Genomic DNA, 6,272 nt, shown 5'->3' with positions numbered 1-6,272 from the left:
CCGGTTCCTCCGGTGGGCCCCTCCGCCGCCGACGGTGCGCGGCTCCCGCGTTCCGGCGGCGTCCGGGTCACACCCGGGGCAGGCCGAACTCGTCGTCCAGGGCCGCCAGCTCCTCCTCGAACCGGGTGCGCAGGGCGGCCTTGCGGTCCGCGGGGAGCCAGCACGCCTCCACCCCGGCCAGGGCCATGGCGCGGAGCCGGTCCGCGGTCGCCCCGATGTCCTCGGACATGATCCGGTACTCGGCGGCCAGGCTCGTCGGGAACATCCCCGGGTCGTCGGAGCAGGGGACGACGTTCAGCCCCGCGTCGAGCATGGCGCGGATCGAGGCGCGGCGCCACGGACGCCACGAGCGGCGCGAGGTGGTGGAGGCGACGGTGAACGCGACCCCCTGCTCGCGGAGCCGCTCCACGACGGCGTCGTCCTCCAGGACGTAGTAGCCGTGGTCGATGCGGTCGCAGCCGAGCAGGTCGAGGCAGGTGACGGTGTTGACCGCGGTGGGGACGTGCTCGGAGGAGTGGGCGGTGCGCCCCAGCCCCGCCCGGCCCGCGAGGGCGTACGCCTCGGCGAAGCGCTCGGGCGGTCCGGCGGTCTCCAGGTTGTCGAGCCCGATCCCGGCGACGTACTCGTGCGGGTGGTCGACCACCTGCCGCACCAGGGCGAGGGCGTCCTCGCCGCTCCGGCTGCGGTCGATGCCCTGGATCAGGAAGCCGCTCATGCCGAAGTCGCGCTCGGCCATGCGGATGCCCTCGGCGTAGGCCTCGACGCAGCCCGAGTAGCCGAGCCCGGCCAGGTGCGCGGGCGGCGCGTCGAAGAAGAGCTCCAGGTGGCGGGTGGAGCTGGTCCGGTGCGCGTCCTCGAAGGCCTCGTAGACGATGCGGGTCAGGTCGTCGGCGTCGCGCAGCACCTCCGTGACCCAGCGCGAGACCTGGAAGAGCGAGTAGGACACCTCCGGCTCGTCGGGGGACCTGTCCTGGGGGACGGGGATGCGCGTGTTCCGGTACAGGTCGGGGTCGGGCGGCAGCGAGTTGATGTCGGCGTACACGCGCTCGGGCTCCGCCGGCAGGTCGAGACCCTCCCTCCTGGCCAGCTCGGCGAAGGTCGACGCGCGCACGGTCCCGATGAGGTGGCAGTGCAGCTCCGCCTTGGGCATCCTGGCGACGTAGTCGGCGGGAAGGCTGTGCGGGGTGTTCATGGGCTCCCGGTCTGGTTGGAAACGGGTGGTACGGGTCGGGCCCCGCTGCGCGGATCGCGCCGCGGGGCCCGTGGGCGGCGCTCTCAGCCCGCGGTGACCTCGCGGGCGAAGCGCTCGACCCACTCGCCGCGCGTGGGGACGAGCTCGGCGGGGTCGAGGGTCCCGTAGCCCGCGGCGATCGGGTCGTCGGCGACGTCGCCGACCACGTCGGTGATCGTGGCGGGCACGGTGGCGTCGGGGTGCACCGGCATGTCCCCGACCAGTTCGGCCGAGGCGGTCTGGGCCTCGGGCGACAGCAGGTAGTCGACGAAGGCGTGCGCGTCCTCCGCGTGCGCGGCGCCGACGGGGATCATCGCCCGGTTGGTGGCCATGTAGGACCCGCTGGCGGGCGGGGTCCAGGCGACCGGCTCTCCCGCGGCGACCATCTCCGTCGCGAAGCCGCTCAGCGCGTCGGCGGCCACGATCTCGCCCTGGGCGAGGAGGTTGGTGACCTCCGTCGTCGACGTGTAGAACTGGAGCACGCCGGGGGCCCAGCCGCCCAGGGTGTCGAGGGCGGTGTCGATGTCGTAGGGGCCCTCGCCGTAGGTCTCGGCCACACCGGAGACCATCAGCTGGCCCGCGGTGACCGAGATGTCGGGCAGGGCCAGCCGCCCGGCGTGGGCCTCGGAGCCGTAGAGCCCCCAGTCGGCGGCCTCCTCGGCCCCCAGCTCGTCCGTGTTGTAGAGCGTGCCGTTGAGCTGGTAGCTGTACGCCGGACCGGAGTAGCCCTCCTCGACGGCGAAGTCGGCGATCTCCGCGAGGTGGGGGACCTGCTCGGCGTCCACCTCCTGGAAGAGCCCGCCCTCCTGGCCGAGGGCGGCGTAGTAGTCGGAGATGAGGACGACGTCGGACCCGCCCCCGCCCTCCAGGTCCAGCTTGGAGAGGCGGTCGGAGTTGGAGCCGGTGTCGAGGACGACCTCGATCCCGGTCGCCTCCGTGAAGGGGTCGACGACGGCCTCCTGGAACTCCTCCACCCCGAACGGGAAGGTGCTCACGACGAGGGCGTCCGCGCTCTCGTCGTCCGAGGAGGAGCAGCCGGTGAGGACGACCGCGGCCGCGACGCCCGCGGTCAGGATCGGGCCGGGGCGGCGGATGGCGTGGGACATGGCGTGCGGTTTCCTCTCGCCGGACGCCCGGCGGATCCGGGCGGTTCGGAGCGGGCCGGGGTTCCGGTCCGCGGGGGACGGGGTCAGTCGGGCAGGCGCACCAGGGCGCCCTCCCGGGCGTCGACGGTCACCTCGCCCCCGGGCGAGAGGCCCTCGGCCGCACCGCCGCGCACGTCGCAGAGCAGGCGCACGGCCGCGCCGGTGTCGTCGGTCGCGTCCACGGTGACCAGGAGGTCGGCCCCGCGGTAGGCGATGTGGGCCACCGTGCCCCGCAGGAGCAGCCCGCCGGGGCCGGCCGGGGCGTCGGCGTCCGCGGCCCCCGCGGCGACGCGGAGGTTCTCGGGCCGGACCGTGAGGGTCCGGCCCTCGGCGTCGGCGAGGAAGTTCTCGTAGCCCAGGAACTCGGCGACGAAGCGGTTGGCCGGAGCGGGGAAGACCTCGCGCGGCGGTCCCTGCTGCATCACCCGCCCCGCCCGCATGAGCACCATGTCGTCGGACATCTCCAGTGCCTCGTCCTGGTCGTGCGTGACCAGGACGACGGTCAGGCCCGTCTCCGCCTGGATGCGGCGGATCTCGGCCCGCATCTGCACGCGCAGGCGCGCGTCCAGGTTGGAGAGGGGCTCGTCGAGCAGCAGGAGCTTGGGGCGGATCGCGATGGCGCGGGCGAGGGCCACGCGCTGCTGCTGGCCGCCGGAGAGCTTCTTCGGCCTGTTCCCGGCGAGGTGGGCCAGGCCCACCAGCTCCAGGGTCTCCATGACCCGGCGCCGCCGCTCCTCCTTCGCGACCCGGCGGAGCTTGAGGCCGTAGCCGACGTTGTCCGCGACGGTCATGTGCGGGAAGAGCGCGTAGGACTGGAAGACCATGCCCAGGTCGCGCCGTTCCGGCGGAACGCGCGTGCAGTCCCGTCCCGCGATCCGGATGGTCCCCGCGGTGGGCCTGGAGTACCCGGCCAGCATGCGCAGGCTCGTGGTCTTGCCGCAGCCGCTGGGTCCGAGGAGCGTCGTGAGCCGCCCCTCGGCGATGGTCAGGCTGAGGTCGTCGACCGCGGTGAAGTCACCGAACTTCTGGCTGACGCCGACGAACTCGGCAGCGCTGGTCATCGGTTGATACCTCCGAAGATCTTGGCGAAGCCGACGGTGCGTTCGGCGAGGACGGCGAGGACGACGGTGCCCGCGAGGATGAGCGTGGCCATCGCCGCGACCATGGGGTCGTAGCTCTGCTGGACGTAGTCGAGCATCGTGACGGGCAGGGTGCGGAACTCCCGGGTCTGGAGCAGCAGGGAGAGCGGCACGTTGTTGAAGGAGGTGACGAAGCTCAGGAGCGCGGCCGAGAAGATCCCCGGGCGCAGCAGCGGCAGGGTCACCGTCGCGAAGGTCCTCAGGGGCGAGGCCCCGAGGCCCCGGGCGGCCTCCTCGACGTGCGGGTCGGCCAGCGCCAGGGACGCCCCCGTGACGCGCACCGCGTAGGGGATCATGAGCGCGGTGTGCCCGAGCGTCAGCGCGGTGAGGCTGTCGAGCCCGAACCCGATCATGAGCTGCTGGTAGAGGGCGAGCCCCACCACCAGTTCCGGGACGATGAGCGGCGACAGGAACAGACCCTCGACCAGGCCCTTGCCGGGGATCCGGCCCCGGTGGATCGCGACGGCCACGGGCACGCCGATCAGCAGCGCGAGCGCGGTGGCCAGCGCCGCCAGCTGGAGGCTCGACACGAGCGCGGTGAGGAAGGGCTCGTAGCCCAGCGCCTCCTCGAACCACCGGGTGGAGAGCCCCTCCGGCGGGAAGCGGAGCGTGCTGCCCGCGGTGAACGCGGTGACGACCACGAACAGGATCGGCACGAGCATGACGACGTATCCGGCGACCGCGAGCGCGGCGGCGACGGGGCGGCGGGTGTTCACGCTGTGGCCCCCTTGCGGCCGAAGGCGGAGGACAGGCCGGAGACGAGGAAGACGAGCACCGTCATGACGAGCGCGGTGGCCGAGGCCGAGGCCCAGTCCACCGTGACGCTGGAGTAGGCGTAGAGCTGGGTGGCGAGCATGCGCTGGCCCGAGCCGCCCAGGAGGTAGGGAGTGGTGTAGGCGGTGACGGCGCCGGCGAAGACCAGGGTGGCCGCCACGACGATGCCCGGCGACGAGAGCGGCACCACGACGCTCCAGAAGGTGCGGACCCGGCCCGCGCCCAGCCCCCGGGCGGCCTCGTCGAGGCCGGGGTCGACCTGGGCGACCGCCGAGTAGCAGGAGATGACCGCGAGCGGCAGGAACAGCTGGGTGAGGCCGAGGACGATGGCGAGCTCGGTGTAGAGCAGCTGCGGCGCCCTGTCCACGAGTCCCGTCGCGACGAGGGCCTGGCCGACGGCGCCGTTCGCGCCCAGGATGACCAGCCACCCGAAGGTGCGCACGACGTTGCTGAGGAGCAGCGGGAAGATCGCGAGCGCGAGCAGGACACCCGCCCAGCGCGAGGTGGAGCGGGCCAGCAGGTAGGCGATCGGGAACCCGAGCCCGACGCAGAGCGCCGTCACGATCAGCCCCAGGCGGACCGTGCGCCAGATGATGCGCAGGTCGTAGGGGTCCGTGAGCATCCGGCCGAGCCGGGCGAAGACCTCCGCGGCTCCCGTGCCCGGCGGGGAGAAGAGCATCAGCAGCGTCGGGACGAGGAACCCCACGAGCAGGAAGGCCAACCCGGGCACGAGCAAGAGGGCCGACTTGCGTGAGTGCACGGCCTTCCTCCTTCGGGCGTGATGAAACCGGTTGCACAACCGGTTTCACACACCCTAGGGTGCGAAGACGCGTCCACGCAGCATCATCCGTGTAAACACCGTGTAACAACCTGCGAGACCCGGTGGCCGGGCCCCTGCCCCGCGACCGGGCTAGGGTTGACCGACGAGACCTGGAGGCGAATCCGTGCCCACTCTGGCCGACGTGGCCGCGCTCGCCGCGGTGTCGAAGGCGACCGCGTCCCGCGCGCTGAGCCGTGAGGAGCTGGTGGCCCCCGAGACCGCCGCCCGGGTCAGGGCCGCGGCGAAGCAGCTGGGGTTCGTCCCCAACCGCGCCGCACGCCAGCTCGCGCGGGGGCGCACCGGCATCGTCGCCCTGGTGGTGCCCACCCTCGACAACAGCTTCTTCACGCCCATCATCGGCGGCGCCCAGGCACGGGCGGGGGAGGCCGACCTCCAGCTCACCGTGGCGGTGCACCCCCTGGACTCCCCGGACGCGCCGGGGGCCTTCACCCGCCTGGCCAGCCAGGTCGACGGCTTCGTCGTCGTGGCCCCGCGCGGACCGGACGACGTGGTCCGCGCCGCGGGGGAGCTCAAGCCCACCGTGCTGGTCGACCGCGAGATCGAGGGGATGACCTCGGCCGTGGCCGACACCGCGACCGCGTTCGGCTTCCTGGTGTCGCGCCTGGTGGACGACGGCCACGAACGGATCGTCTACGTCGGCGGACCGGCGGGCTCCTGGCAGGACCGCCAGCGGACGGCCGCCGTCACCTCCGCCGCCTCCGGCCGCGCCGAACTGACCGTCCTGGGACCCCACCCCTCCACCTTCGCCGCGGGGGTGGCGGTCGCGCCCTCCGTGCGGGACTCCGGCGCGACCGCGGTGGTGCCCTACGCGACCGCCATCGGGCTGGGCCTGATGTTCGCGCTGGCCGCCGAGCCCGCCGGACGCCCCGTCACGGTCAGCTCGGAGCGCATGGTCGTGGAGTCCCTGGCGATGCGCGGCGTACCGGCCATCGACGTCGACGGCGCCGAACTCGGCCGTGAGGCCGCGGACCTGCTGCTCGCCCGGATCGCCGCCGACCCCCGGCACCCCCTCCCGGCCGAGCGCCGGCGCCTGCCCGTGCCGGTGCGCTGGCCCGACACCGCGGAGCCCGTGGACGCGTGACCCGGGACGGCTTCCCCGTCCCGGCCGCGGAGCGCCGCAGGGTCCGCCACCGCGGCGGCGC

Annotated in this window: 6 protein-coding genes; 1 reads left to right on the top strand and 5 read right to left on the bottom strand. The window is 73.6% G+C overall.

Going from position 1 to position 6,272, the window contains the following annotated elements; all coding sequences use genetic code 11:
• Positions 1 to 67: 67 nt before the first annotated feature.
• The 5 genes from ACWGL3_RS30250 to ACWGL3_RS30230 form a co-directional block, all read right to left on the bottom strand.
• On the bottom strand, positions 68 to 1,192 hold the full coding sequence (locus tag ACWGL3_RS30250) for an adenosine deaminase family protein (RefSeq protein WP_267947370.1): 1,125 nt from the start codon (positions 1,190 to 1,192) through the stop codon (positions 68 to 70).
• Positions 1,193 to 1,275: 83 nt separating this feature from the next.
• Complete coding sequence (locus ACWGL3_RS30245) at positions 1,276 to 2,337, bottom strand: ABC transporter substrate-binding protein (RefSeq protein ID WP_267947369.1); 1,062 nt, start codon at positions 2,335 to 2,337, stop codon at positions 1,276 to 1,278.
• Between the two features lie 83 nt (positions 2,338 to 2,420).
• Positions 2,421 to 3,437, bottom strand: coding sequence for an ABC transporter ATP-binding protein (locus ACWGL3_RS30240; RefSeq protein WP_267947368.1), 1,017 nt, complete (start codon positions 3,435 to 3,437; stop codon positions 2,421 to 2,423).
• Positions 3,434 to 4,231 carry an ABC transporter permease gene (locus ACWGL3_RS30235; RefSeq protein WP_267947367.1) on the bottom strand — a complete coding sequence of 266 codons (798 nt, stop codon included), beginning with the start codon at positions 4,229 to 4,231 and terminating at the stop codon, positions 3,434 to 3,436. Before ACWGL3_RS30235 ends, ACWGL3_RS30240 begins: the two co-directional genes overlap by 4 nt.
• Complete coding sequence (locus ACWGL3_RS30230) at positions 4,228 to 5,049, bottom strand: ABC transporter permease (protein ID WP_267947366.1); 822 nt, start codon at positions 5,047 to 5,049, stop codon at positions 4,228 to 4,230. Before ACWGL3_RS30230 ends, ACWGL3_RS30235 begins: the two co-directional genes overlap by 4 nt.
• 184 nt (positions 5,050 to 5,233) lie before the next feature.
• Here ACWGL3_RS30230 and ACWGL3_RS30225 point away from each other — a divergent pair, with 184 nt between their 5' ends.
• On the top strand, positions 5,234 to 6,211 hold the full coding sequence (locus tag ACWGL3_RS30225; protein WP_267947365.1) for a LacI family DNA-binding transcriptional regulator: 978 nt from the start codon (positions 5,234 to 5,236) through the stop codon (positions 6,209 to 6,211).
• The last annotated feature ends 61 nt before the right edge of the window (positions 6,212 to 6,272 follow it).

This window comes from Nocardiopsis sp. NPDC055824 (genome assembly GCF_053616335.1).
Note: the sequence above shows the minus strand (reverse complement) of the source record. Positions and strands in the feature narration are given on the sequence as shown.